Origin of the sequence: Paenibacillus oryzae (assembly GCF_001675045.1) — a bacterium.
GTDB classification, from domain to species: domain Bacteria; phylum Bacillota; class Bacilli; order Paenibacillales; family Paenibacillaceae; genus Pristimantibacillus; species Pristimantibacillus oryzae.
Genome location: NZ_LYPA01000065.1, coordinates 84,215 through 108,465, shown reverse-complemented (window position 1 = coordinate 108,465; position 24,251 = coordinate 84,215). Strand labels below are relative to the sequence as shown.

Below are 24,251 nucleotides of genomic sequence, written 5' to 3'. Positions count from 1 at the left end.
ATCATCTTGTCTATCATGAACTACTGAGTTATGCTATTCTCACCGCGTTTCTTCCGCAATACGTTTTGACATGACATGCTCTATGGCTGCGTTTAACCATTCCTCTTCTTCCGGTGTGAAAGGAGATGCCTCTGCAAATCCTTGCTCCTCATAATAATGCAAAGTTCGAATGGATAGTCCCGTTTTCTGCGATAATTGTCCTACTGACAATTTTTCTTCATTGTTCACGAATAACATCCTCCCAAGCGAAAAAATTAAGGAAATGGTTTCCTTTTTCTATTTTATTGCCTAACGCTGCGTGAGGCGCAAGCACTAATAAGAAGAAGTGAGCTAAACAAGACAATCTTACTTCATTTCATATATAATAAATTACCAAAGACCAAAACTTTGGACATGCCCAACCCACTTACACATGCGAGGTGCACACATTATTATGGCAACCATCTACGATTTTACAGTGACCAAACCCGGAGGGGAGCGTTTTCCTCTCTATCAATTTGAAGGAAAACCCGTCCTGATCGTCAATACGGCAAGCAAATGCAAATATACCCATCAATTTGATGATCTGCAAAAGCTGTATGATCGCTACAAGGAGCAAGGATTGCACGTTATCGGATTTCCTTGCAACCAATTTGCAAAGCAGGAGCCTGGAAGCAGCGAAGAAGCCGCTGCCTTTTGCCAGCTCAATTACGGCGTCAAGTTCCCGATGTTTGCCAAAATTGATGTAAACGGCAATACCGCACATCCGTTGTTTGATTTTCTGAAGCAGGCCGGCCCCTTTGCCGGTTTCGATGAATCCGATGTACAGGCCAAGCTGCTCAAGCTGATGATCTCCGATAACACGCCGGAATGGCTGCATGGCGATGCGATTAAATGGAATTTCACCAAATTTCTTATTGATGGCGAAGGACGTGTTGTCCAACGCTTTGAGCCGATTGCATCAATAGACGAAATTCAGTCCGGTATCGAAGCGCTTCTATAACAGAACATGTAAAATTTTATACGAAAGAACAAAAAAACAGCCGCAAAATCTGACTTACAATCAGAACGCGGCTGCTTTTATTTGCTCCTTGACGGGAATTATCCCGTTCGCACAAGCAACTTTATTTGCGAAATTTATCTCTTTGGTAGAGTTTACCTCATTGGAACTGTTACCTCATTGGTACTGTTTACCTCATCGGCGCAAAGTGGCTAATTTTGGAGAGAATAGCCTCCGTCCGCTCCAGTGTCTCTGGCGAGAGAACCAAATCAATGGCTTTGCTGTTTTCTTCAACTTGAGCCGGACGGCTGGACCCGATAATGGCAGAGCTTACAGCAGGCTGACGCAGGATCCAGGCCAGCGCAAACTGGGACAAGGTTGTTCCAAGCTCCGCCGCCAGCTCCGACAGCTCCGCCGTGCAGTTCAGCACATCCTCGCGCAAATAGCTGTTAATGACCCAATTGGTTTGGTCATTGGCTGCCCGCGTGCCTGCCGGAATGCCTTGACCCGGCTTATATTTCCCGGTCAATACCCCCTGAGCCAACGGAGAAAATACAACCAGCCCTAGCCCCTCCTGCTGGCATTGTCCAATAACGCCTTCTTTTTCAATGTAACGCTCAAACATATTGTAAATCGGCTGATTGGAAACAAGCGGACGCAAATTCAAGCGTTGGCTGATTCCCGATGCTTCTGCAATTTGCGCCGCGGACCACTCGCTGACGCCGCTATACAAAATTTTACCTTGCGCCTGCAAATCATCCAACGCCCGCAAGGTTTCGTCGATTGGCGTTTCGTTATCAAACCGGTGGCATTGGTAAAGGTCGATATAATCCGTGCCAAGCCGCTTCAAGCTGGCTTCGCATTGCTCCATAATGTGCTTGCGCGACAGCCCGCGATCATTAGGCCCTGGTCCCTGCGGGAAAAACAGCTTTGTTGCCAGCACATAGCTGCTGCGTGGGTATTCTTTGAGCGCGCCCCCCATCACCGCTTCGGCTCCTGGATAGGAGTTGGACGTATCAAAAAAATTTATGCCCAAATCATACGCCTTGACGATGCAAGCCTTCGCATCCTCCTCGGACGTTGCCGAGCCGTAGGTCAGCCAGCTCCCCAATCCAATTTCGCTCACCTTAAGTCCGCTTTTGCCCAATTTTCTGTATTTCAAATCCTTCACTCCTTTAGAGGTTGTTCAAAAAGTCCACTTCCCATTACGGAACATGCCTAGCGGCATGGCCGGCGGCGAATATGGCATTCAGCCGAAACTTCCGTTGCTCACTTAGCTCCCACTAAGCTCCGCTACTCAGTTTCTAGCTTCATCCCATCTTCTTGGTACTGGAAAGCGAACTTTTTGAACTTCATTTTGATGAGGTTGTTCAAAAAGTACGCTTCCCATTACGGAGCATGACTAGCGTCTTGGCCGGCGGCGAATATGGCATTCAGCCGAAATCTCCGGTCCTCTCGTAGCTTCCACTACGCTCCGGTCCTCGATTTCTAGCTTCATGCCATTTTCTTGGTACTGGAAAGCGAACTTTTTGAACTTCATTTTGATGTGGTGGTTCAAAAAGTGAAAACGCTCTATTGCTCCCTTTAAGCATAATTGTTAAAGTTAACTTTAAGTCAAGCTTCAGGGGCCAATTATTTTTAAAGCAGCGCTTTTCATTAAGAAAGGGAGTTACTCATGGACTATTCAATCAAGCAAGTTGCGGCACGGACGAATTTGCCGGCTTCCACGCTGCGCTATTATGATAAAAGCGGTTTAATGCCTCTCTTGAAAAAAACGGAATACGGCACGCGCAAATATTCGGAAATGGACATCTGCTGGCTGGAGCTGGTCTGTTGCCTCAAGGACAGCGGCATGTCGCTGGATGACATTAAAGCCTTTATGCTGTTATGCCTGGAAGGCTCGTCAACCAGCGAGCAGCGAAGAGAGATGCTTGAGCAGCACCGCAGCAGCATTCTGAAGCAAATTGAAGTACTGAATTGCAGTCTAGGCACCATCAACTACAAGCTGGAGCATTACAATGAAATTGGCATCTTTCATATTGATACCAAGTAATTGATACCAAGTAATGAACCGCTGTCAGCCTGCTATGCACGCTTCATTGTAAGCCTTTGTTATGGGGTGTAGGTCAGGAAGACACCTCGGTCGCCAACAATGTAATATTGTTTTCCGTCCCACAAAACGCCGTTTAAGTTCTGGTAAGTTCCGGACTCTAGCCGTGTCCAGCTTTTGCCGTCCTTGGACTGTATGATTAAGCCGCCCGAGCCTACAGCCACAAACTCCTTGTTGCCATATATCAAGGCATTGATTCTAAAGTTGCCGGAGTGTACGTGATCCATCTGCAAGACGTATTTGCCCCGGGCCAGCTCATAAGCGGAATACAGCGTATATTGGGCTTCCTTCCACTTGTTTTTCCCATCCAGATAGCTCAAGCCGATTAACCAATTCGACTTCACGAGTTCCTCCTTGCTTAAATCGGTTGAGCTGGCTGTATTGCTGCCGCTTAATTCTTTCGATTTGACGGTAATTCCGTTTCCGCTTGCCTTTAAAACAGAGTTATCCAGCCGTTGGCCTTTGCTTGTGCCGGATGTGCTCCATTTGCCGGTTGCCGTATCAAAAGTATGGACATTCCCATCCTTGAATCGGGCAACTATGCTGCCCCCCTTCCATTTGACATCATACGGGACGTTAAACGCCTCCAGTGGAGAATGTTGGAGGCTGCCCGACTCCGGATAATAAACGGCTTCTGCCGAAAAATTGATGGCATTGTACTTATAGAAGGTAATCAGCGCAAAATCCTTGCCGTTAAAAGCGGCATCTTCAATCGTATCACTGCTTGAAATCCGGTTGACTGCTCCGTCTGTATCTGTAGATTGAAAAGAACTCCATTTGGTTCCATCACTCGACACAAACAAATTCCCATTGGTTCCATAAGTAAAATAAAGACCCTTTTCATACTTGATGCCCTTCAGATTGCCTCCCGCAATCATAGCCACATCTTTAATGCTGGCCTTATCAAAATCCTTCAGGTCCGATGAATACAGGATAGTGCCATAATCCCCGACCGTGATGTACTGCTTTCCATCCCAAATCGTTTTGTTCAGCTTCGTTCGATTGGAGGTTTGAGAAAGAGCTAGTTGAGAGTCTGAATCTCCCGAGCCTGCAAAAGGATATGAAAGCGTCCAGGCCGTGCCATTAGACGATACAGCAATGGCTCCATCAAACATCGACATCACATAGGAGCCATTCATATAATCAACGGAGCGAACTCCATCTATGCCAAAATCTATCACTTTTTTCGCTTTGCCAATGTCGACGTTGGACTGAATTCCCGTAACAAGCATGCTGCCTGCATGAGGATATGGGCCTTCGCGCATTGCGATGCCAAGCACGTATCCTTTGGGCCCAATTGCTGCGTCCTGAACGCTTTCTAGCGGCAGTTCAGTCCAACTTTTCAGATTTTTGCTAGTAAAAATCGTCTCATCCGAAAATAAATAATATACTCCCTTTATGTATTTCAATTTTCTTGCGGAGTCAAACAAGTAATCGCTGATTTGAGCAGTCGACCAAGTGACGCCATCGAGAGAGGTCGAAATGAGAGGAAGCTTTGTTTGAGAAATTCTATTAGAATCCTCCAGGTAATAATTAGAAAATTCCGTATGCATCACAAATTGTTTGCCATCCCAGATGATGCTTGTGCTGGTTGTTATATAATCCTGGTCAAATTCCGGAACATAGCTGCTGCCTTTTAAAATAGATACCGTTTTGCTGCTTAGCGTAAACTTCTGCTTTTTCCAGGCCACTCCGTCCTTCGAGGTTAGAACCGTCTGATCATCGCCAACTGCAACAAAAAGGCCATTGCCATAGGCAATAGCTTGCAGCATCCCTTTTACCCCGCTTTTTGCGAATGCCCAATCCATGCCATTTTTTGAATGAAGAATAGTCCCGTCTTCGCCGACCGCAACATATTGGCCATTGGCGTAAATAACATCCTGCAAATGACTTCCGAAAAATGTGGATTTACTTTGGAAGGAAATTTTATTTTGCTGCTTTGCCTGCAAGGTCTGAAAAGGAACTGCGATCATTAAACATAAAGCTGCAACGAGCATAATCGTAATTTTTCTGTACATGAAGTTCAACCTTTCCTAGCATGTTTTTCTGAAGGGTTTTCCTAATTAGTCCGATAGATCAATAGATTCATATACGAGCCTATTCTTCAATTTCAACAATGATATTAACAATAGAAGCATCGTGATTTTTAATGCGAAGCGGTGCTGTAAAAGCAGAAATAAGCTTTTTCCCAATCAATGGAGCCGGGTTTATATCCTCATATATGAGCATTGTCGGTTCTTCGTACCTTTCATGATCCAAAAATGCATGATGGACAAAATATCCATTGCTTTTGGCTTCAGTCAAATTTTCTATGCTTAACGTGTCGATGGCTACTGCTTTGCATTTGGGCAGCTTTTTACGGATAAATTCTGCAGCTTCTGGTGAAACGGCTGGAAAATGATTTCCGTATTTTTCGAAATCCGTTTCCCGGTATTGCCAATAACCTGTATTGAATATCAAAATATCCGCATCATGCAAGTCCTTATATTCCATCAGTTTTTCAACCGTGATGAAGCCGTTTGGGCCAAGCGGACAATCAATTAATAATGGCCTTTTATAGATAAAATCCTCAATCGGGATGGCATCGATTCCTTTACCATTGTTCATATGATGCCATGGAGCATCAACATGAGTGCCGGCATGGAGATAGATGCTCAATACGCTTCCGTTCCAGTCATCTCCCTTGTCCAATCTCTCTCTTGGCTCCAGCTTCACTTCTGGCAATCCTGGATACACAGGCATTCCTTCATAAATCGGATAAGCAATTTCAACGTATTTTTTCATAAATGTGCTCCTAAATTTTAGAGATCAAAAGATATCCTTTTTCCATACTTGTTTAGTCCTCTCTGGAATATGGTACCAGATAGCTTAAGCATTTAATAGAGCTGCTACCTTTCTGAGTTGTAGAAGCTGTACGTATCAGGCGTCACTTTTAATTCTCCTTCCCCTCCAGTATACAGATCGCATGATGTGTATCCGGAATAGGGAATAGGCGAACAGAACGATAAAAAACAAAAACAACAGCGGATGAACCGCAAAAATGCACCCGTTGAAATTGCCGCAGCGGCTGGCAAACCGCAGCGTTTGCACCGTGTAGAGCCCGTACAATGCCGAACTTACAAGAATGGGAAAAATAGCCCCGCCAATGCTGGCAGCGACCAATGAGTTTAAGCTGGCGAAGCTGCCGGAAATCCACAGGATGCTCATTAGCATGACTAGAGGATGAGTTGCCTTGGAGCCAAGCGCAAAGCTTTTGCACCAGCCCTGAACAAGAGTGCGCAGTCCCTCCGGATACATACGAAAGCAAATAATGGACTTCCCGCCAAAACAGCGAACCGGCAGGCCCTCGGCCAAAAAGGCTTGCCCAAGAGCCAAATCGTCCATAATAGCCTCCTGAATCAAGCCATGCCCGCCCGCGAGCATATAGTCATCCCGATTGCATAACAGGCAAGGACCGAATGAACCGGCAGGCCTCAAGCGTTGGCCAGCGGGCGTAAATACGTTCATCCCCGCAATAACAATAATGTTGAAAATGGCTGACAGCTGCTCATATGCCTGTCCGACGATATGGTAGGGCTGCAGGGAAAAAATACCGCGGGCCCCTTCCTTTTGATAAGCATTAAGCAGACGCAGCAAACTGTCAGGCTCGACAAAAAAGGTATCAGCATCCAGGAAGAGCAGCCACTCCCCCTTTGCATGCTGGGCGCCTTGCCAGCATGCTGCGGATTTTCCGAAGCCGTTGCGGCCAGGCATGGGGGAGAGGACCTCCGCGCCATACGCTCGGGCGATGTCTGCTGTCCGATCGGTGGAATGGTCGTCTACGACAATAACCTCGAAATCGCGTACATGCCGATACTGCAGCTGCAAGGAATCCAGCAGCGGCTTGATTCTCCCTTCCTCGTTGCGCGCCGGAATAACGATTGATAGCAATGGCAACTCCTCGCCCCTGTGCGACAGCCGCGAAGGCACGGGCAAGGACCAGAACATCATCGTGCCTGCAGCCAGACCGATAAGGCCAACAATAACCTGTATCATGGGTAAATAAGCTTATTCTTCATGGCAGTTAGCTCCCCTTTAGCCTTTATTGTCCGTTTCAGAATTCGTTCAATACGCGCGCGATTATAGCGTTGCGCTACGATGAAGGGCAGGTTAAACAGCACAGCATACAGCACCATTACCCAGCCAGCCCATGCCGGGTTCCACAGAAAAAACAGCGGCGCTGGCAGGATAGAAAGCCAATGCGTCAGCTCTGCACGCTTGGTCTCCGCAGCAAAAATCCCCAATTCCTCCATGCTTGTACCAGGCAGCGTCCGCTTGGCATAACCTCTCTTCAGAATCAGGCTTCCATCAAGCAGCCGCCCCTTCCATCCCTTGACGAGAAACCACCGGCTCCATAGTTCTCCCTGCCGCTCCCAGCCCCAGATACGGAACCATGAGTAGGTCTTAACAAAAAAAGCCAATGGAATGGCAAAACAAAGCAGCGCAATTAATACATGAAAAAAAGCCCAGGCTGCAATATTCAATAAAACGGGCTCTATTACAGACTTCAGAATCGCAACTGATATGAAGCCGTCATGCGCGTTCACGGGCTTGATCCCTTTGCACAATTTTGTCACGTACCAGTTGGCCGCTCAGAACAACCATAGGCATGCCTGCACCCGGATTAACCGTCCCCCCGACAAAATACAAATTATCGTACCGCTCGCTTTGCTTCGGATGCTTGAAGCCCTTGTTTTTCTTGCGGTCGGACAAGGTTCCGTAGATTGCGCCACGATCCGAGCCATAAACGCGTCTAATATCCTCAGGCGTCCATACGTCCTTGTAGACCAGATTGGCGCGCAAATCCTTCATCCCCATCCTCTCCAGCTTTACGAGGACGCGTTCAGCAAATGCCGCATAGTCCCGCTCCTCCAGAGGCGTATCCTGAATATAAGGAATATGTGGTAGCACTTTTATATTTTCGCAGCCCGGAGGCGCTTGCTCCGGATCTGTCTTATTCACATTCACCAGATAAATGACCGGGTCCTCCGGAAGCTCGTAGCGGTGAAAGATGCTGTCCATCGACTGCTTCAACTGAGCGCCAAAGAAAAAATTATGATGCGCCAGCTGCGGATAGCTCTTTTTTACGCCCAAATGCATGACCAGGCCGGAGCTTGCAGGCTCGTACCGGCGCTTTAATTTGCGAATATATGCTTCTTCCTCCCCTAGCAATTGCTCATAGAACGGAATGACCTCCATATTGGAGACGTAATAATCGGCAGACAAGATGGTTCCGTCCTCTAGCACAGCCTCCTTGATAACGCGATTCTCCTTGCGTATACATACAATGCGCTGCCCTTTATGGATGGAGACGCCCGCTTCGCGCGCAAGCCGCTCCAGCGCCAGCGCAAGGCGATGCAAACCTCCGGGCACGTACCATAAGCCCTGGTCGTGCTGCATATAAACAAGCATATTTAGCAACGCAGGAGCATCATACGGCGAAGAACCGACGTATTTGACAAAATAGGACAACATGTCACGAAACTGCGGGTCGCTGATCCGCTTTTCGATGGCGCGATGTACGGTCGAAAACAAGTCGAAACCTCTGATAACGCCTAACAGCCCATTATATCTGGTTATCTCTCTCGTATTGTCAGCTCCATGCCGAAAGTAGCCTATCTCTGTCGCCTCATATTGCCTTCTGGCATATTGCAGCAGGCTTTTGTATTGTTGAATATCGCGCTCATTCAAAGAAGAATTGCGCGCTTGCATATCTGTCAGGTTCTCATACAGATCAATATGTGTACCGCAGGGAAAGAAAGAACGCCATTGATGCGACAGCCTTTGGATGGATACGTAATCCGCCATATTTTTGCCGCTGCCGGCAAATAATTTTTCGAACAGGAAAGGCATCGTCAGAATGGACGGGCCCAGGTCAAAGCCGAATCCGTTCTCCTCCAGCCGATTAAGCTTTCCTCCCAAATGCTGGTTCCTTTCATACAAGGAAACGCTGTATCCGCTTTGAGCCAGAGAGATCGCCGCCGACAATCCTCCCAATCCGCCTCCAATGACAATGACACGTTTAGTAGTTCGCAAGCTTTACACCGCCTTTTAAAAAATGGAAATTTTCATAGCTATATAAGCTCAACTAATGATTATAGGCAGGAGTCCGCCGTGGGAATGGTTCTTTTTCTGCCTCCAGCCTATTTGTATAGCAACTGAGCATCCCAGAGTGCAGTTATAATACAGCTTGTCTATGAATCCTCTTTTTTATACCCGCGAATAAAATAGAATGAAAATAGTAACTGCTGCTGTTAAATACAAAAACCCCGCACTTGCAATAATCAGTTTCATCAACCGATTATTGCAAATACGGGGTGTTATTTTGAAGACGGGCTTCAAGCTTCAAGCTTTACGGACTTCAAGCTTTGTGGTTTTAGTTATTGAAAGAAGCAATGGTTTATTGCTTCAACTCGCGCTCGATCTTGCGGAATACCTCGTAGCTGCGGCGCGCCGCCTCCGATATCGCCATCGGATGGAAGCCGTGCACCTCGGCATACAGCGTGTCGTGCAGCGGCTCCGTCCAGGATTTCGGCAGCGCCGCCGCGCCTAGCTTGGCGCCCATAATAGAGCCTACTGTCGCGCCGTTGCAGTCGGTATCCATGCCGCCGTAGACGGATGTAACGACCGCTTTTTCAAAATCGTCGCCGCCGTAAATGAGGGATGCGGCAACCAAAGCTGCGTTGTTGTTGGTATGCACAGCATCATAATGCTTGTACGTATCCCAAATCGCACTCACCAGCTCGCGCTGGCTTCCGGCCTTTTCCGCAATGTCCACGGCCCTGCGAACATCAGCAGCTAGGCGGCTGGTGGACGGAATTTCGCTGAGCCCTATTTCTACGATTTTGCGAGTGTCAGTCTCAACGAAGGCAGCTGCAATCATTGCCGCAACAAACATTTCTCCATAAATGCCGTTTTTGACATGGGAGAAGGAGGCGTCCCGCCAGCCAAGCTCTGCCGCAAGTTCCGGCCGGCCAGCAACGCCATACGCCAGACCGTCCGCCCGGATTTGTGCGCCGATCCACTCGCGATACGGGTTCATATGCATACGCACACGTTCCTGGCGGGTTGGCCAATCAGCAGGCTTTTCTCCGTTCAGATGGGAGGTTTCATGAGCAAAATTGAGATAGGATTGCGTTTCAGCGGTACACACCTGGCTGTAAGTCAGATGCTTATGCCACAGCTTGCCAATATCCCAGGAATCAAAATTCAGCCCCTTCTGCTCCAGCAGAAGCAGACCCAGCACGGTATAGCGGATATCGTCATCGCTTTCCATGTACTGGATGGTTTCGCTTGTGCTCATAGGGGACCAATCATTCAGTCCAAGACCATATTGCTCTCTTGCCGTGGATTCGCCAGGCGTATAGCCCTTGATCGGCCATGCTCCCGCGCCGCGAAACCAAAGCTCGATGTTTTCCCAGCCAGGGCGGCCGTCCTGCCCGTACAGATAAGGCTGGAACTCCAGCGGCTTGCCAAGCGCGCAGCCCACGGAGCGGCCAAGCCAAGCGCCGTAAAACTTATCCTTCCACTGCTCGTCGGTCCAATCTGCCGCCAGCGTTCTCGGGCCCTCGGGACGCAGCTCCCGAATAGCTTCCAAATCAGAAGGCTCCCGATAAGGGAAGTCTGCTCTAACCTCCAGCGAACACAATTCGTTATAGATATCCAGCAGCGCAGTCTCATCGTCCCCTGCCGCCGCCAGCTTTTGTGAAAAACCTTCTGTATTGCAGCCCTCTTCGCCCCGTTGAATGATTTCAAAACGGATAATTTCAGATAGCTTGTCCCAACCCGCCATTGTCAAACCTTCGCTTTCCGGGCCGCCGCATTACGGTCGTGGAAGTCGAGCGCGTCGAAGATCAGCTCCATAAAAGCATCCCGATTAACGTCCGTCAGCACCCTTACATTGTTAACCCCTTCCGTTACCTTGCGGCGGTCGGCTACCGTCATGCCTCTTGTTGCTCTGCCGCTTGTTTCAATCTCGACATGATAGCATTGACCCGTGAACAAATCCGGGCGCAGCAGCCAGCCGATCGCGCAAGGGTCGTGCAGGGAGCTTCCCTCGTAGCCCAGCTTGCGGCTGTAAATGGAATAGAAGTCCAGCAGCTCGCCCACCATATGCGATACCTCGCCGCGCTCCTTTAGCGCCTTGATTTCATCCTGGAAAATAGGCGCTTTATCCGTTACGTCCAGTCCGCTCATCGTAATGGGAATACCGGATTCATAAACGATGCGCGCCGCCTCGGGATCGACATAAATGTTAAATTCGGCTGTGGACGTTACATTTCCATAGCCGATTCCTCCGCCCATCAGCGATATCTCCTCAATATTGGCTGCAACATCCGGAAAAGCTCTAAGCAGCAATGCGATATTAGTCAGGGGGCCAATCGGCACAAGCGTAATTTTTTTGTCCGACGACCGGATAATGTCCGCCATTAATTCAATCGCATGTTTTTCCACCGGCTTAAACCGTGAAGGCGGGAGGTCCGGGCCGTCCATGCCGGAATCGCCATGTGCTTCCTCACCTGTAACAAGCTGTCCCAGAAGCGGACCGGCGGCGCCTTTGGCGACCGGAATGTCGGCATCGATAAAGCTAAGCAGCTTCAGCGCATTGTCCGTAATTTTGTCCAGCACCTGGTTGCCGCCAACCGTCGTGATGGCTTTAACCTCCAAATGCTGAGGATTGGCCAGCGCCAGCAAAATGGCAATGGCGTCGTCATGTCCGGGATCGCAGTCTATAATAATTGGTTTAGTCATATCCCTCTATCATCCCTTCTCCTTGAGCTTTTTGCCCCGCATGCGTGATTCGCTTACCGCATAGATAACAAGACCAATGACGGTCGTTACATATGGCAAGGTGCCGATCAGCTCAGCCGGAATTTTGAGCACTTGCAGCGCATTGGCCAAGGCATCCGCCGTGCCGAATAAAAGCGAGGTGAGCGTTGTGCCAACCGTTGTGCTTCGTCCCATGGATTCCGCGGCTATGGCGATCCAGCCCCGTCCCGCAATCATGTCCCGCGTAAAGAGCGACAGGTATCCCATCGACATATAAGCTCCGCCAAGCCCTGCAAAAAAGCCGCTCAGCAGGAGCGCCGTATACTGCACCTTCACAACGCTTACGCCAACGGACTGGGCAGCTTGCGGATTTTCTCCGACCGAGCGGATGCGCAGGCCAAGCGGCGTTCTTTTTAGAAGATAATAAACAACAAACACGGCCAGGATGGACATATAGGTCAAAACGTTATGGCCGGACAAAATAGGACCCAGCACCGGGATATCCTTAAGCAGCGGGATATCGAGCGTCGGCAAAACCTTGCTGGGGAGAGAGGTTGAGGAACCTTTGTCTCCTGACAGCAAATAAAGGATAAATACCGTTCCGCCGGAGGCGAACATATTGATGGCCACGCCGCCGAGAATGATATGGGTTTTGAATTTCAGCGTAAAAAAAGCGAGGACGCCCGCTATCAGCGTGCCAGCCATAACCGCACCGGTCAAACCGAGCCACGCGCTGCCCGTATAGGCGCTGGCGATAACGCCCGTAAGCGCGGCTACCAGCATGATGCCCTCCAGGCCGATGTTGATAATGCCCGCCCGGTTGGAGATGAGCGCGCCCAATGCAGCGAACAGAATCGGTGTCGTAACCCGTAGCACCGAAAAAGCAAACTCCGTTGTAAAAATAACATCGAATAAGCTAGACATTGCGCTGTGCCTCCTTCAGCAGCATCCGGTTTTTCCAGAACTTCAGGAACTGCTCCGCCGAAATGAGCAAAATGATGATGGCCTGAACGATCGAAATCATTTCGGCAGGCACATCGGAGAAACGAGCCATCTGGTCGGCTCCGATCCGGATGTAAGCCAGGAATAAAGCGGCTCCGATGACGGAGAAGGGATTATTTTTGGCCAGCATCGCCACTAAAGCGCCGTCCAGGCCGTAGCCGGGAAGCGCAGACCATTGAAAGCGGCTGTACATGCCAAGCACCTCAACAGAGCCGCCCATGCCTGCGATAAAGCCGGCGATCAAATGAACGAGGATAATGACCTTGGCCGTTTTCATGCCGGAATATTGGGCAAACTCCCGATTGGCTCCCGTCATGCGGATTTCATAACCCCATTTTGTCTTGTACAAAAAGAAATGGGCGGCCACAATAAGGACCAGCACGATAATCAGCCCCGTATGAATCCGGGTGCCGGGAAGCAGCTTGGTCAGCATCGCCGTCTGCTCGAACTTGAAGGAAACGGCCGCAAACGCCTGAGCGTCGCGAAGCTTGTAATTGAGAATATACAATCCGATGCCGAACAAAATATTGTTGAACATAAGCGAGCTGACCAGCTCGTTGACATTCCACTTCGCCTTCAATATGCCGGGTATGGCGGAGAGCAAGGCCCCGACCAGCGAGCCGGCCAAAATAGCGACAAAGGGATGCATAAAGCTGTTCAGCGTCAGGTGGATAGCCAGCGTTGCCGCTATAACGCCCGAGAAATAAAACAACCCTTCCGCGCCCAGGTTAAACAAATTCGCCTTAAACAAAAGAGAAACGGCCAGACCGGTAAACATAAGCGGAATCGCCATTTCGATCACATTGCCGATATGGCCTTTGGTGTTAAGCGGCTCCCACAAAAAAATGCGGATGCTTTCCAGCGGCTGCTCGCTGACCAGGGAAATAATAATAAAGGCTAGAAACAGGGCAATCAAAATGACCGCTGCCGTTCGCACAACTTCAAAATATTTTACCTTCATGACTCTACGGCCCTCCTGATCTGTCCGTCGTCCTGACGCTGAAGCCCCAGCATGTACAAACCGAGCTCTTCCTCGGTAACCTTCGACGGCTCCTCCAGATATGCAACGATTTGGCCTTCATACATAACGAGCAAGCTGTCGCTTAACTCCAGAATCTCGTTTAAATCCGCCGAAATCAGCAAAACGCCGCTTCCGTTATCGCGCAGCTCAATAAGCTTCTGGTGGATGAATTGGGCAGCGCCAACATCAACGCCGCGCGTCGGCTGCTCAGCGATAAGCAGGTCCGGCGAGGTTGAGCACTCCCGGGCTACAACAACCTTCTGCATATTGCCGCCCGACAGCATGCCGATCGGCTGGGCCGGACCGGAGCAGCGAACGCGGAAATCCTCAATCAGCTTTGCCGCCAGCTTGCCGATGGTTTTTCCTTTAAGGAAGAGGCCGCTGTTCATTTCCTTTGAACGGTATTGCGTCGAAATCAGATTGTCGGAAATGCTGGCTTCCTTGGCAGCTCCCTGGCGCATCCGGTCCTCCGGTATATAGGAAACGCCAAGTGATCGAATCCTCCCGATATCATACCCTTGAATAACTGTTCCTTTAACCGCGATGCTTCCCCTGCGTACAGACAGACGGCCCGTCAAGGCTTCAACAAGCTGGGTTTGTCCGTTCCCCTCTACGCCGGCGATCCCTACGATTTCTCCGCTCCGCACCTTGAAGGCCACGTTTTCCAGCAGCGCCTTGCCCGTTTCATCCGACAGTGAAAGTTCGTTGACGGACAAAATATCAGATCCGTACGGCTTGCTTATTTTATCGTATTTGAGCACAACGTCGCGGCCCACCATCAGCTTGGAAATGTCCTGCTCCGACACATCCCTGGTCAAGAAAACGCCTTCGCTTTTGCCTGCGCGCATAATCGTGATCCGGTCGCAAATGGCTTTGACTTCCTTGAGCTTATGGGAAATAAATACGATGGTATGCCCCTGCTCCTTCAGCTGCTTCAGCTCCCGGAACAGCTCTTCGGTTTCCTGCGGCGTCAAAACAGCGGTTGGCTCGTCCAAAATAAGAATTTTGGCGCCGCGAAGCAATGCCTTCAAAATTTCGATTTTTTGCTTCATGCCGACGCTAAGGTCCTCAACCTTGGCTTTTGGATTCACATGGAGGTTGTATTTTTTGCTCATTTCCTCGGTCATGCGCACCGCTTCGCTATAATTGATGCCAACACCTTTTTTCGGCTCCATGCCAAGCACCATATTTTCAGCAACCGTAAAAGAGGGCACCAGCATAAAGTGCTGATGGACCATCCCGATGCCCTTGTCAATCGCATCCTGCGGCGACGTCAGCTTCAGAGGTTCGCCTCGCAAAAAAATCTCGCCTTCGCTTGGCGCTTCCATGCCAAACATCATTTTCATCAGCGTTGATTTTCCAGCCCCGTTTTCGCCTACGATAGCATGAATTTCACCCTCCGAAAGTGAAAATTGCACCTTTTGATTGGCCACAACCCCGTTAGGATACACCTTCGTTATATTTTTCATTTCGAGCAGCTGACTGGTCATCTCATTCCAGCTCCTTACCTTTTATCGCCTGCAGCAGCCTCAAGACAGAGACAGTTGGCACTCCCCCCGGAGAGCCGGGGGGAAGGAGCCAACTGTAAGTGGTTGTTCAAAAAGTCTGCTTTTAATGTGAGTCTTAATGGCAGCTTAAGGCTTAACCGCGTTGCGGATCGCTTCAACCTGCGACGTTTCCATGCCCATAGCGTTATCTACTTTGATTTCTTTTTTGGCAAGCTTTTGCTTGATATCCTCGATTTGCTTCTGCATATCTTCGGAGAAGGTGGATTTGTAGATATCATTTTCAGCAATGCCCACGCCGTCTTGATCGAAGCTCATGACTTGGCGAGTTCCGAACTGAAGCGTGCCTTCTTGTGTTTTTTTGACAGCGCCAAGAATGGCCGTGTCGATCTTTTTAATGGCGGATGTGATGATCAGATTAGCTTTGTCTTTATCCGTTTCCTGAATGAGAGCGCCTTGGTCGGAGTCAACGCCGATTGCATAACGCGTTTTTTCCTTCGCCGCTTCAAAGATGCCAAGTCCGGTTGCGCCAGCTACGTTAAAAATAACGTCTACGCCAGAGTTGTATTGAATAAGGGACAGCTCCTTGCCTTTAGCCGGGTTCACAAAGTCGCCCGCATACGAAACAGCTACCTTGATATTAGGATCAACATATTGCGCGCCTTGGATGTAGCCTACGAGGAACGCGTTAATGCCGGGAATGTCCATGCCGCCCACAAAGCCGATGACGTTTTCCGGATTTGCGTTAGGCAGATCCGATTGGGTCGCCAGCGCCGCTACCGCGCCTGCAAGGAAGGAAACCTCGTTAGTGGAATACGTCATTGCGTAAACATTGGCAGGCGCTTCCTCGATATCGGTATCGTAGTTGATGAACTTTTTGTCCGGGTACATTTCAGCCGTTGCGTTGAAAATTTCCGTAATTTCCGAACCGCCGGAAATAATGATGTCCCAATCCTGAGCCGCGATATCCTGGTAGGTTGGCTCCCATTTGGTTTTGTCGGTTCCCATCTCGATAACTTTTGTTTCTGCATTCAGTTCCGTTTTCACCAGGTTCAGGCCTTTGTTTGCCGCGTCGAAAAAGGACTTGTCGCCAAGCGTTCCCGCGATCAGAAGAACAACCTTAAGCTTGTCCCCGCCGTCAGTACCGCCGCCCGTGTTTTCGTTTTTAGTACCCGTGCCGGAGTTGCTTCCGCAAGCTGCCAGTACCAGCAGCATTGCCGTCATAAGGACAGCCAACATGCTTTTTTTCATTGTGTGAATCCCCCGTTCGTTTGATGTTTTTCTGCTTGTGCGCCCGTTGCCGCTTCGTTGATGGATTACGTCCCTTGTCCGGTATGTCCTGTTGTCCAGATTATTGGAATTTTTGGATATCTGACCAGAGGCACTTCCATACCGTTACTTGAGATGATACGATCATATCAAATAACCTATCAAAAAATTATCTCAATTCGGCCATCTTTTTATACGATTCGGCTACAGGAGGATTAACGTGAACCGGTTACTGTATCTGTCTAATGACATACATGAGATCCATACGAACATCCCCCCTCATCAGCACGAGTGTTACGAGCTGGTCTATTATGTCCGGGGCGGCGGCTCAACCGTCATTGCCGGCCGCAAATATCTATTTAGCGAACGCACCTTCGCCGTTATTCCATCACGGCATATTCATAGTGAGATTCACCAGCTCGAAAGCGAAGTATTGTTCATCGGTTTTTTGACCCATGAGGTTTCCTTAAACGGTCTCGGAGGCGTCTACAACGACGATGAAGACAAAACAATTCTGAAGCAGCTGCTGCGGATCAAGGAGCTTTTTTACCTGCGGCGGAATATCGAGCCTTCCCTGCTGGATGCTTCGCTGGGCGAGCTGCTCCCTTGCGTTCAGGAGTTGGTTGGAAGACGCAAGACTCCGCATCCTTCGGAGGATCGCATCAGCTACGTGCGGCAATATATGGACGATCACTACAGGCAAAAGCTGACCGTAGACATGCTGGCAGGCATGTCAGGTTACAGCTATGACCGTTTTCGCCACTTGTTTAAGGAGCGCTACGATATTGCTCCTCTTCAGTATATTTTGCTAAAAAGGTTAAAATATGCAAAGCTGCTGCTTGCCAACACGCAAATGCATATCTCTGAAATCGCAGCCAGCTCGGGCTTTGCAACCGATGCCCAGTTCTGCAGCATCTTCAAGCGCGAGATCGGCTGCACGCCCAGAGCATACCGGAAGGGCAGCCGGCTGTAAGACGTGCTCGAACGACTTCGAGATAAAAAGAAGGGGCCGCCCAATAGTCAATCTGCACTCTCTATACGATAATTTTCGTCTTTTTTGCATTTTCGGACGAGCGCTTGATGATGCCGCTAAGCGGCCGCTTGAGCACGAGGGAAATAAAAAAACTGATGGCGATAAAGCCGAGCAGAACCAGCACATCCTTAAGCGCTGTTGTCCACAAAATGCCGCCGACTGCTTCGCGCAGCAAGCTGATTGCATACGTAAAGGGCATAAACGGATTCAGCGCCTGGAAAAACGGCGAAGTCATGCTGATTGGAAAGGTGCCTCCCGAGCTGGAAAATTGAAACACCATAAAAATAATCGCTATCCCCTTGCCGGCGTTGCCAAATACGGAAAGCAGCATGTACATCAGGGAAACAAATACGATGCTGACGAGCATCGCAAACCCTACAAACCACAGCTTGTCCGCAACATAGGTTCCTACTATAAAAAAATCACCCAGCGTTACACATAATGCCTGCAACAGGCCAATTGTTATAAAGGTGGCAAGACGCCCCAAATACATCTGATAGCCTCGATACCTTTCATCTGAATTGTCCACTTCTGAACGCAGCATTGAAATAAGCAGAGTTGCCCCAACCCAAAGCGACAACACGCCGTAAAATGGCGACATCGCCGAGCCATAGTTTGGTATGGGATACAGTTGATTTTCTTTAATAAGCACGGGGCTGGCTAAAAACTGACTTTCCTTCTCAATATCGCTGCGCAGCAGCTTGCCGAGCTCGGCAAAGGTGTTGTCAGCCTTCACCTCGCGCAGCTTATCCGCCGCTTTATGAATGGCTGCTTCCAGCTGCGGCAGGTCATTGCGGACAAGTCCTGCCACATGCTGCACGTTGTCCATAAGTTCCGGGAGGTGATACTGGATGAAATCCGCAAGCTTCCCCAGCTCTTTTTCCGCTTCTGGCCAATCGTTTCGAATATAAGCTGCCGCCGCATCGATTTTTTTGCCGATATCCGGCAGTTCATTGCGAACAAATGGCGCCGCCCTGTTAATGGCATTTACGAATGATTCCGTTTTGCTTTGCAAAACAGTCGCTATTTCATGCACGTTAGTGCGAATGCCTGGCAGCTCTGACTGAATGCGTATCAGTTCCTGCTGCCCAAAGGCCAGCCCTTCTTGTGCGCCCTTTAGCAGCTCTGCTATATCCGGAAGCTTGCTCTTGGCTGACTGCAGAGCATCGGAGGAAGCCGCTCCAAGCTGCAGCAGCTTGCCCAAGCCTTCAGTGATTGCAGGGGCAAAATCGCTATCGTAATGCTCCAGAACGTAACCAAGCTCGCTGCTTACCCGCATGGTTAAAGAATGGAGCCGCGCTGCAATTTCTTCTGGCGGAGCAGTTTCACGACTTCTTGTCTCCTTAACGATGCCAAGCAATTGAATTTGATCATTCACCGCTTCGGAAAGTCCATTTAGCCGTTGAATCATTTTGGCCAGCCACTCGTCCTGCACATGCTTATTGATCGTCTGCAGCACATTCGACGTATTGCCCAGAATTCCCGCTGCCGTGCCAAGCCGCTCGGAGAGCGCTTGAATTTCCGCCACCGTCGGAAGTTTGCTAAGGTCCGTTTCCTGCAGCCTTGCTGTCACCAGTTTGACAGCATCAACCATTTGCTTGACCAGAAGCAGGTTTTGCTTCAATGTCGGGCTAATATTGTAGAATGCATCCTGACTCGACGCTAAAAAATCGTTTAGCCCATCCGCAAATTCAATTGCGCCTTTGCCCAAGGCATCAAGTTTAGGCAGCTGCTCCTCAGCCGTCGCCACAATGCCAAGAGCCGTATTACTTTTCTCTAGCGCGTCGTCGATTATCTCTCCAACATGGTCAAAATTGGCATCGACCTCTTGAATGAGCTGTGCTGCCTTTTGGATTTCGGGAAGCTTCTCCTGAATGACTATTATTTCCATCGCAACATCGCTAATTTTCGGCCAATGTTGCTGCAGCTTTAATACATATCCCGCAGCATTATTAATTTCTGAAAGCTTCTGCTGGAGCTGTAGTATTTTTTGCGCCTTCTCGTTTATTTCCGGCAGCTTGCTTTGTATTTCAAGCACCTTTTGTCCAGCCGCTTCGATTTGGGGCAGATGGCCCTCCAGACTAAAAATACCGTTTTCTACCTTGCGGATGGTCGGCAGCTCTGCTTCAATGGCTATGTCCGCTTCTTTCAGCTTGGTCAACACGGCTTCGCTGACCGCTTCTATGAAGCCTTCATTAATTTGCTTCGTGATCGCAGAAACGCCCGAGCCGGTAATTTTGGGCGCTATGGCATTCACCTTTTCATTAACGGTATAGATGACCTCCGGCCGCTCGATTTTACCTTCGATAATTCCGGCTATTTTGACGGAGAAGTCGGCTGGTATAAGCAAGCTGGCATAATAGCTCCCTTTTTGAACACCCTCCCGCGCTTTTTCTTCACTTACAAACGTCCAGCCCAGCTTATTGTTTTTATGAAGGCTTACTTCCAATTCCTCACCGATGTTAATTGTTTTGTCCTGAACGGCCGCTCCTGTATCAAGACTCGTGACCGCAATTTTAATTCCTTGCGTGTTTTTGTAAGGGTCCCATACCGACTTAATATTGACCCAATCGTACACGCCCGGAAGCAAAATGATCGCTGCTATAAGAAAAATGCCGGTAGGCACTCGTAAAATATGGAACCAATCCGCTTTATAAATGTTCCAGATGTTAATCATGTGAAGGCCGCCTTTGCTGTTTCATAGGTTAGCTTTCGGCCTCTAAACACTAGCATAGCGCTAATCAGACCGTAGTTTAGCATGAACAGGAAACAGAAGAAATATTACGGCCCTGATCCAAAAAAAAGATGACCCCCTCATCGAGAGTCATCCAGTTTGCTAGCTATTCTTCAATTTTTCTGACAGGCGTCCTCCCGGCGGGAGTATTTTATCTGTCCTGTATTGCTCTATTCTTTGATTTTGAGCCAAATTTCCATGCTGGATGCCTCAGGAGTTGTCTCTGCATACAATTCGATCATCATTGGCTCTGTAGCAATGCCGTGGCTTTGGAGCCATACGCCAAACATGTAATCGCGAGCCTTCATCAATGCGCTTGTCGCCAATTGATGAAAATTTTCGGCCTCGAAGCTGCAAATGATATAACGGCCGCTCGGCATCTCCCATTTTTCCAATGGCTCAACTATTCCCGCTGCGCTTTGAATTAGCATTTCAGCCCCGACAAAATAGGTAAAACAACCGTCCGTTTTCCCCGGCAAAGACACTCCGGCTTCCCGCCCGTCCATTTCCAGACTAGTCAATGATGGTTTTAGCTTATGAAATTGCTGCCATAACTCACCTAACAAATCTACGCCTTGTCCGTCTCCTACCGGATGCTGAATGCTCAGACCGCAGAAAATGCGGGCTGCTTCCAGATGATTTTGGCTTACCTCCAATGTGATTCCGTCGGCTATTAACGGCATGTTTTCGTCAACAATCTGGTAGGTCATCGAAAGATTCGGCTTATGAAAATGAGCCAGCTGACGCGGATTGGAGCGGTAACTCTCCGGCGTCATGCCGTAGACCGACTTAAACGCCCGGGTAAAGGTTTCGTGATTTTCAAATCCGAATCGATAGGCCGCATCCTTGATCCGACTCTCCCGGTTATGGATCAAGTAATCGGCAGCATTGGCAAGCCGCCTTAGTTTTATATATTCCATGACGGTTTTGCCGACAAGACGATTAAACAATCTCTGAAAATAAAATGGCGATAAATAAGCGATTCCGGCTAATTCCTCCATTTCAATTTTGTCCGTTAAATGCTCCTCCATATACTGGATTGAACGTTGTACGGATTCCCATGCTCTCATAGGTCAGCACCTCCATGCCTCCTATTCTACTAAGTAATGGCAACAAGAGCTTTGACGCACAGTGCCTTTTTCTCATAAAAAGTGACCATTTTTTGTATTTTAATAGTTTGACATCCAAAAAAAAATGGGACTGCCTGAAAAGTCTGTTACGGTGAATAATGATTGGGAAATGCCGGTACCTTCAGAAAAAGGGCCCTCAACACACCCTTTCCCATCCGATCCTCTCTATTGAATCATTAATCGTTCCGCTTGACTTTTCGGACAGCCCCGCCGTTTTTTATGACTATCATGTTATTGGTTAAAGCTCCGGCAACTCGCTTGTCACACGAATGCCTGCAACCCGGCCGGCGCAGCCCATCTCGCCTTTGGCCTGGAAAGCAACCGTTACTTTCCCCTTGCCTTCCGTCAACTCAAGCGGAATGGCGTAAGCAACGTAGAAAACCCCGCCGCTTTTGTTAAAATGAATCGTTTGCTCCGCAATCTCCACACCGTCTACCGAGATGCCAAACCTGCGGTTATAGTGCTTATGGTCATGCCAGAAGCCGGAATGGTCTCCGCCCCAATAGGCAACACACAAGTAGTTGCTTCCTGCTTTGTTCACCGCCATCCGATAGCTGAAATACGCATCCTCCACGCCAAAGGCTTGCCGCCACATGACCATCCGGTTGCTGCTGTCGGCAAAGTGTCCGTTGTACATTTCCTCCAAACAATTGCCTTGAAGTTCATGCCCGATTTCGTCCTGCTGGCCGTCCGGCTCCACGCTGTCGATCGTTATATCGTTGAGCAGCTTGAGGAAGGGATCTCCTTCGTCGTTCAGCTTCCAATAGATGTTGTAGAATTCGTGGTGAATGGCATAAAACGGAACAAGCTCCACTGCCTGCCCATGCGAAGCCACTTCTTTCGCTATTTCAAACGTAAGCGTTGCTTCGTCCTTGGCGGAAATCCAGCTTTGGATGTCCTCAATGTCCGTCCACAATACCGGCACATCAGCCGTTGCCGGATTCAGCTTCGTTTCATCGACGATGGTATCCTCCGGCAGTCCCTCCTTGCCGAAGCGGCCCGCCAGCAGGACGGGGCCATAGAAAAAGGCGATGTTGCTTGCGTTATCCCGCGCCGTATATTTACGGAGCTTCATCGGAAGCGTGATGTCGAGCCGGTCTCCTGCCTTCCATTCCCGCTCGATGGTCAAATAACCCGGCTCCGCCGACGCATACCGGCTTCCGTCGCTTGCTTCTACCGTCATTTCTCCCGCCAGCCAGGACGGTACACGCAGCTTAAGCACAGCTTTGCCCTCTCCGCTGACAATGGTTAGTGTCGAAGAAGCGGAATAAGGGAAGTTTGTTTCCTGCTTCAGCGTGAAGCCTTGCGTCTTCCATTCCACCTGCGAAGGCATATACAAATTCACATAAAGGCTGCTGCCATCCTCCATGTAAATGCCCTCGCCGTATTTAGCCGGGTTTTCCATTCCCGTTCCCGTGCAGCACCACCATGCGGTGTCATGCGTACCGTAAATCCGGTAATGGCCTTGCAGCGTAGACGTAAAATACGTCTTGTGGCCCGTACAAGGGTCTTGCGTGCCCAAAATGTGGTTATATAGCGCATTTTCGAAATAGTCCATATATTTGCTGTCCGGCTTCCATAGAAACAGCTTTTGGGTCAAGTCCAGCATATTGTAGGTAAAGCAGGCCTCCGCCGTTTTGATACCTAGACTTTCCATGCCCGGCGCTTCGAAATGCTCCGAGATGCTGCTTCCGCCAAAAGCATAAGAGCGCTTCTCCACGACCGTATTCCAGAAAAAACGCGCCGCCGTCTGATATTCGCTCCTGGCAGGGTCTGCGTTGTAAATTTCAGCCGCTCCCGTTACCTTCGGGATTTGCGTATTGGCATGGAAGCCTTGCAGCTCATCCCGCTCCTGCTCCAGCGGATTCAGAACAAGCTTGTGGGTGAAGCGAACCGCAGTCCTCAAATAATCGGCTTTGCCTGTTATCGTATAGAGCTGGGCAAAAACCTCATTCATACCGCCATGCTCGCATTGCAGCATGGCTTGCAGCACATCGTCCGTCATGGAATCCAGCCCCGCAACTGCCCAGGCGGCAAACCGGTCCACCGTTTCCAGCGCTTCCTGATTGCCAGTTAAGCGATAGGCGTCGATCAGCCCTTTATATATTTTATGCACGCTGTACCACGGCACCCAATAGTCGCCCATATTAAAGCCGCCAATGCCCGCTTTCCCGGCAAAAGCATCACTAAACGCTTTTTCCTTCAAGCCGCCAATATAACCTCTGCCGGTTTTGCGCTGAATCGCTGCAAGCTCGCCAACCGCATATTGAAGTGTGTTTTTCAGTGTTTCATTGCCTGATGCCGCATACGCCGCGGCAAGAGCCGACATGTAATGGCCCAAGGAATGGCCGCTGATGCTTCTGGCCTCCCAGCCTTCGTACCGCGCTTTTTTGCCCAATAACCCGTGGGCTTCCCAGCATGGCGCAAGAAACCGATCGATATCGAGCGACAGCAAATATTGCTCTCCAATTGCTTGAGAATCCTTGAACATCCCCGCAGTTAAGCTCACATCGCCAAGCGGCACAAAACGTCTAAGCTCGTTTTCCATCCTCTGCTCCCCTTCACTGTGGACCATTTTGAGCGGTTGATGTCCTATCGGCACATCCCGCCCTTGTCTACCTTCATCCTATCAGATATGATAAAAAATAATCAGACGTATA

Annotated in this window: 19 protein-coding genes; 3 read left to right on the top strand and 16 right to left on the bottom strand. The window is 49.4% G+C overall.

Features of this window, described 5'->3' with window-relative positions:
* Positions 1 to 39: 39 nt before the first annotated feature.
* Positions 40 to 228, bottom strand: coding sequence for a MerR family DNA-binding transcriptional regulator (locus A7K91_RS16505; protein ID WP_068684688.1), 189 nt, complete (start codon positions 226 to 228; stop codon positions 40 to 42).
* A gap of 205 nt (positions 229 to 433) precedes the next feature.
* Between A7K91_RS16505 and A7K91_RS16500 the strand changes: the two genes are divergently transcribed.
* Positions 434 to 982, top strand: a complete 549-nt coding sequence (locus A7K91_RS16500; protein WP_068684686.1) for a glutathione peroxidase — start codon at positions 434 to 436, stop codon at positions 980 to 982.
* Positions 983 to 1,169: 187 nt separating this feature from the next.
* On the opposite strand, the gene A7K91_RS16495 is transcribed toward A7K91_RS16500, so the two are convergent.
* Entirely contained in the window at positions 1,170 to 2,141 is a 972-nt protein-coding gene (locus A7K91_RS16495) for an aldo/keto reductase family protein (RefSeq protein WP_068684684.1), read from the bottom strand.
* A 513-nt stretch (positions 2,142 to 2,654) separates the two neighbouring features.
* Between A7K91_RS16495 and A7K91_RS16490 the strand changes: the two genes are divergently transcribed.
* On the top strand, positions 2,655 to 3,032 hold the full coding sequence (locus tag A7K91_RS16490; RefSeq protein WP_068684682.1) for a MerR family transcriptional regulator: 378 nt from the start codon (positions 2,655 to 2,657) through the stop codon (positions 3,030 to 3,032).
* A 59-nt stretch (positions 3,033 to 3,091) separates the two neighbouring features.
* Here A7K91_RS16490 and A7K91_RS16485 read toward each other — a convergent pair whose 3' ends face one another.
* From A7K91_RS16485 to A7K91_RS16435, 11 genes are all read right to left on the bottom strand, one after another.
* Positions 3,092 to 5,107: a beta propeller repeat protein gene (locus A7K91_RS16485; protein ID WP_068684680.1), complete on the bottom strand. Its 2,016-nt coding sequence runs from the start codon at positions 5,105 to 5,107 to the stop codon at positions 3,092 to 3,094.
* Positions 5,108 to 5,186: 79 nt separating this feature from the next.
* Positions 5,187 to 5,873 (bottom strand): cyclase family protein, encoded by a 687-nt coding sequence (locus tag A7K91_RS16480; protein WP_068684679.1) that lies wholly within the window; start codon positions 5,871 to 5,873, stop codon positions 5,187 to 5,189.
* A gap of 135 nt (positions 5,874 to 6,008) precedes the next feature.
* Positions 6,009 to 7,124, bottom strand: a complete 1,116-nt coding sequence (locus A7K91_RS16475) for a glycosyltransferase family 2 protein (RefSeq protein ID WP_068684677.1) — start codon at positions 7,122 to 7,124, stop codon at positions 6,009 to 6,011.
* Entirely contained in the window at positions 7,121 to 7,675 is a 555-nt protein-coding gene (locus tag A7K91_RS16470; protein ID WP_245697574.1) for a glycosyl-4,4'-diaponeurosporenoate acyltransferase CrtO family protein, read from the bottom strand. Before A7K91_RS16470 ends, A7K91_RS16475 begins: the two co-directional genes overlap by 4 nt.
* Positions 7,662 to 9,164, bottom strand: coding sequence for a phytoene desaturase family protein (locus A7K91_RS16465; protein WP_068684675.1), 1,503 nt, complete (start codon positions 9,162 to 9,164; stop codon positions 7,662 to 7,664). Before A7K91_RS16465 ends, A7K91_RS16470 begins: the two co-directional genes overlap by 14 nt.
* Positions 9,165 to 9,528: 364 nt before the next feature.
* Positions 9,529 to 10,920: an ADP-ribosylglycohydrolase family protein gene (locus A7K91_RS16460; protein WP_068684672.1), complete on the bottom strand. Its 1,392-nt coding sequence runs from the start codon at positions 10,918 to 10,920 to the stop codon at positions 9,529 to 9,531.
* A gap of 2 nt (positions 10,921 to 10,922) precedes the next feature.
* Positions 10,923 to 11,879 (bottom strand): nucleoside hydrolase, encoded by a 957-nt coding sequence (locus tag A7K91_RS16455; protein ID WP_068684670.1) that lies wholly within the window; start codon positions 11,877 to 11,879, stop codon positions 10,923 to 10,925.
* 9 nt (positions 11,880 to 11,888) lie between these two features.
* Positions 11,889 to 12,821 carry an ABC transporter permease gene (locus A7K91_RS16450; RefSeq protein ID WP_068684668.1) on the bottom strand — a complete coding sequence of 311 codons (933 nt, stop codon included), beginning with the start codon at positions 12,819 to 12,821 and terminating at the stop codon, positions 11,889 to 11,891.
* On the bottom strand, positions 12,814 to 13,860 hold the full coding sequence (locus tag A7K91_RS16445) for an ABC transporter permease (protein ID WP_068684665.1): 1,047 nt from the start codon (positions 13,858 to 13,860) through the stop codon (positions 12,814 to 12,816). Before A7K91_RS16445 ends, A7K91_RS16450 begins: the two co-directional genes overlap by 8 nt.
* The gene (locus A7K91_RS16440) at positions 13,857 to 15,410 is read right to left on the bottom strand and encodes an ABC transporter ATP-binding protein (protein ID WP_068684663.1); all 1,554 of its coding nucleotides are present in this window, start codon (positions 15,408 to 15,410) and stop codon (positions 13,857 to 13,859) included. Before A7K91_RS16440 ends, A7K91_RS16445 begins: the two co-directional genes overlap by 4 nt.
* A 144-nt stretch (positions 15,411 to 15,554) precedes the next feature.
* Positions 15,555 to 16,676 (bottom strand): BMP family ABC transporter substrate-binding protein, encoded by a 1,122-nt coding sequence (locus A7K91_RS16435; RefSeq protein WP_068684661.1) that lies wholly within the window; start codon positions 16,674 to 16,676, stop codon positions 15,555 to 15,557.
* A gap of 238 nt (positions 16,677 to 16,914) precedes the next feature.
* Here A7K91_RS16435 and A7K91_RS16430 point away from each other — a divergent pair, with 238 nt between their 5' ends.
* A complete protein-coding gene (locus A7K91_RS16430) occupies positions 16,915 to 17,667 on the top strand; it encodes a helix-turn-helix domain-containing protein (protein WP_068684660.1) in 753 nt (250 codons plus the stop codon).
* Between the two features lie 61 nt (positions 17,668 to 17,728).
* On the opposite strand, the gene A7K91_RS16425 is transcribed toward A7K91_RS16430, so the two are convergent.
* The 3 genes from A7K91_RS16425 to A7K91_RS16415 form a co-directional block, all read right to left on the bottom strand.
* Complete coding sequence (locus A7K91_RS16425) at positions 17,729 to 20,404, bottom strand: YhgE/Pip domain-containing protein (protein WP_068684658.1); 2,676 nt, start codon at positions 20,402 to 20,404, stop codon at positions 17,729 to 17,731.
* 227 nt (positions 20,405 to 20,631) lie between these two features.
* The gene (locus tag A7K91_RS16420; RefSeq protein WP_068684657.1) at positions 20,632 to 21,531 is read right to left on the bottom strand and encodes an AraC family transcriptional regulator; all 900 of its coding nucleotides are present in this window, start codon (positions 21,529 to 21,531) and stop codon (positions 20,632 to 20,634) included.
* A gap of 298 nt (positions 21,532 to 21,829) precedes the next feature.
* Positions 21,830 to 24,139, bottom strand: a complete 2,310-nt coding sequence (locus A7K91_RS16415) for a beta-L-arabinofuranosidase domain-containing protein (RefSeq protein WP_068684656.1) — start codon at positions 24,137 to 24,139, stop codon at positions 21,830 to 21,832.
* Positions 24,140 to 24,251 lie beyond the last annotated feature (112 nt).